3 protein-coding genes are annotated in these 2,958 nt (G+C 73.7%); all 3 read right to left on the bottom strand.

The annotated features are described in order from the left end of the window. The coding region (locus ACWEN3_RS44450) for a glycosyltransferase (RefSeq protein ID WP_452983830.1) at nucleotides 1-1,132 on the bottom strand (1,132 nt) is incomplete at its 3' end. 123 nt (nucleotides 1,133-1,255) lie between these two features. Beyond that, nucleotides 1,256-1,840, bottom strand: coding sequence for an isochorismatase family protein (locus ACWEN3_RS44445; RefSeq protein ID WP_452983827.1), 585 nt, complete (start codon nucleotides 1,838-1,840; stop codon nucleotides 1,256-1,258). A gap of 7 nt (nucleotides 1,841-1,847) precedes the next feature. Continuing rightward, the coding region (locus tag ACWEN3_RS44440; protein ID WP_452983824.1) for an MFS transporter at nucleotides 1,848-2,958 on the bottom strand (1,111 nt) is incomplete at its 5' end.

The following is a 2,958-nucleotide window of genomic DNA, read 5'->3' as shown; positions in this document are numbered from 1 at the left end:
AGCAGGTCGTCGGCCAGGATCCGGCCGATCGGGCGGGCGGTCCGGGCGCGTCGGCGGGGACGGTGAGCGGGCCCGCCGCGGTGGTGTACTCGGCGGTGAGGTCCACGCGCAGGGCGCCGTCCTGCCACTCGACGCCGGCCGGGACGGCCCGGGGCCGCACGCCGGCCTCCCACTCGGCGTGGGCGACGAGGTCGTCGTAGCGGTCCTCGCGGATCAGCGCGGCCACGATCCGCTGGCCGGGCCGCAGCCCGGGGGCGACCCCGGGGCCGAAGCGCTCCACGACCACCGCGTGCATCTCGCGCAGCAGTTCGCGCCGGTAGTCGTCGGGCATCGCCAGCAGCCGGCGCCCGCTCATCCGCTCCACCATCTCCACCCGCAGCCAGCGGCGCAGCAGCTTGTCGCGCAGCGGGCCGGGCTCGGTGTACCGCTCGACCACGTCGAGGGCCTCGCGGAGGTTCGCGAAGTAGCCGGCCGGGTCGAAGCGCTGGAAGCCGGCGTTCGAGGCGTCGTCGCGCTTGAGGTGGTAGTAGCAGACGTAGTCGCTGAGCACGCTGACGTTGTCCGCGCGCAGGTAGGCCTCGGCGATGAAGACGTGGTCCTCCAGGCGCCGCCGGCCCTCGGGGAAGCGCAGTCCGGTGCGGTCCAGGAAGGAGCGCCGGAGCATCTTGTGCGGGGTGAGGCTGTCGATCAGTGGCGCGTTGTCGACAGTGGCCCGGGGGTGGTTGCGGCGGAACAGCTCCACCGGCACCGGGCGGCCCTTCCCGGCCATTTTGCCGACGATCACGTCGGCCTTGTTCGCGACCCCGTACTCGTACATCCGCTCAAGGGCCTCGTCGCCGAGCCGGTCGTCGTTGTCGACGAACATCACGAACTCGCCGCGGGAGGCCTCGACGCCGACGTTGCGCGGCTTGCCGGACCAGCCGGAGTTCTCCTGGTGGACGACCCTGACGTGCGGGTTCTCGGCGGCCAGCGCGTCCAGCCGGGCGGGGGTGGCGTCGGTGGAGCCGTCGTCCACGAAGATCACTTCGTACTCGTCGCCGGGCAGCGACTGGCGCAGCAGCGAGGCGACGCAGTCCTCGATGTAGGGCCCGGGGTTGTACACGGGGACGACGACGCTGACCTTGACCGGCATCCGGTTCCAAGCCCCCTTTGTTCGCTGGCTGTTGCCTGCGTGGCATGGTGCGCGTGGCCGAATGCTAACCCGCCCCCTTGCGCGGATGTGCGGGCACCCCGCGCAAGGGGCCGGTCCGGTGGGTCAGCCGTGCGTCTTGGCGAGCAGCTCCAGGATCTCGGCGGTGGTGCCCGTCTCGCCGAGCCGCGGGAAGATCTGCCCGACGCTGTGGGCGTGCGCCTCGGCGGAGCGGTCGGCCATCGCGTCGGTGGCGAGGGTGACGTGGTAGCCGTGGGCGTAGGCGTCACGGGCGGTGGACTCGACGCCGATGCTGGTGGAGACGCCGGTCAGCACGATCTGGGTGATGCCGCGGCGGCGCAGCTGGACGTCCAGGTCGGTGCCGAACAGGGCGCTCCAGTTGTGCTTGGTGACGTGGATGTCGCCCGCGTGGCCGGAGAGTTCGTCGACGATGACGTCCCAGCCCTCCGGGAAGGCGGCGCGCCCGCCCTGCTGCTCGGTGCGGCCCGGCATGGCGTCCGCGCCGTCGGCGGCGAAGGACACCCGGACGAGGACGACGGGCAGGTTCCGGGCGCGGAACGCGCCGGCGAGCTCCACCGAGCGGGCCACCACGTCGGCGCCGGAGTGCGGCTGGGTGGGGGTACCCACGATGCCGCGCTGCAGGTCGATCACGACGAGGGCGGTGCGGGGGTCGAGCGTGGTGAGCGACATGAGTCGGTCAGGCCTTTCGGGGGGAGAGCCGGCCGAGGGAACGGTCCGGCAGGGTCGTCGCCAGCAACAGGACGGAGCCGGCGAGCATGAACAGGGCCAGGCCGTGCAGGCCGGCCGTGTCGGCGCGGTGCGGGTAGGACGCCGCGGTGGCGGCGGACGCGCCCAGCGCGCCGAGGTACATGAAGGTCCGCAGCAGTCCGGCCGCGGAGGCTATCCGCTCCGGGTCTGCCTGCCGGTACAGGGCGTTCTGCGTGGCCAGGCCGATCAGCCCCTGGGGGACGCCGAGCAGTGCGCCGACCACGAGCAGCAGCCACAGCGGGCTGCCCGCCCGGACCAGCAGCAGCACGGCGCAGCCGGCGATCTGAAGGACGGAGCCGGTGAGCAGCTTGGCGCGCACCGCCTCGCGGCGCCCGGTGAGCGTGGAGACCGTGAGCGCGGTCACCGACAGCGGCAGCAGCGCGAGACCGGCGCTGGAGGCGCCGAGCCCGCGGCCCTGCTCCAGCCACTGCGTGTAGCCGTACATGAACGCGTAGCTGGTGGTGTAGCCGAGCAGCTGGCGCACATAGGTGGCGAGCAGCGGGCCGTTGCCGCCGAGCACCCGCAGGTCGATGAACGGGTCCGGCACCCGCAGCTCGCGCGCCGCGAAGACCGCGGCCGCGGCCGCGGAGAGCACGGGCAGGTACCAGTGATCGGCCCGCGGGCCCATCAGGAACAGCATCAGCGCGATCAGCAGCACGGCGAACAGCGCCATGCCGGGCACGTCCACGGCGCGCCGCCGGGTCTCGCTCCGGGGCAGCCGCAGTGAGCCGAGCACCAGGCAGGCCGCCGACAGCGGCACGTTGACGGTGAACACGGCACGCCAGCCGCCCAGCCCGATCAGCAGGCCGCCGAGCGCGGGTCCGACGACGGCCACCGTCTGGTTGGCGACGGCGAGGGCGGTCAGCACGCCCGCCGGGCTGTCCTGCCCGGTGCGTTCGGCCTCGCTGCGGGTCAGCCGCATGGCCGCCGGGTACGCCGCCGAGGTTCCGAGGCCCAGCAGCACCCGGGCCGCGATCAGCGCGCCGAGCGAGGGGGCGAGCGCGCCCAGCACCCCGGCGACGCCGACCAGCGCGGTACCG

The sequence above is a fragment of the Streptomyces sp. NPDC004561 genome (genome assembly GCF_053602155.1).
This window is presented reverse-complemented; position numbering and strand designations above follow the sequence as displayed.

What these genes read in the sequence shown, in the direction of transcription:
- ACWEN3_RS44445 (WP_452983827.1), bottom strand. Translation starts at nt 1,840, where the DNA reads ATGTCGCTCACCACGCTCGACCCCCGCACCGCCCTCGTCGTGATCGAC.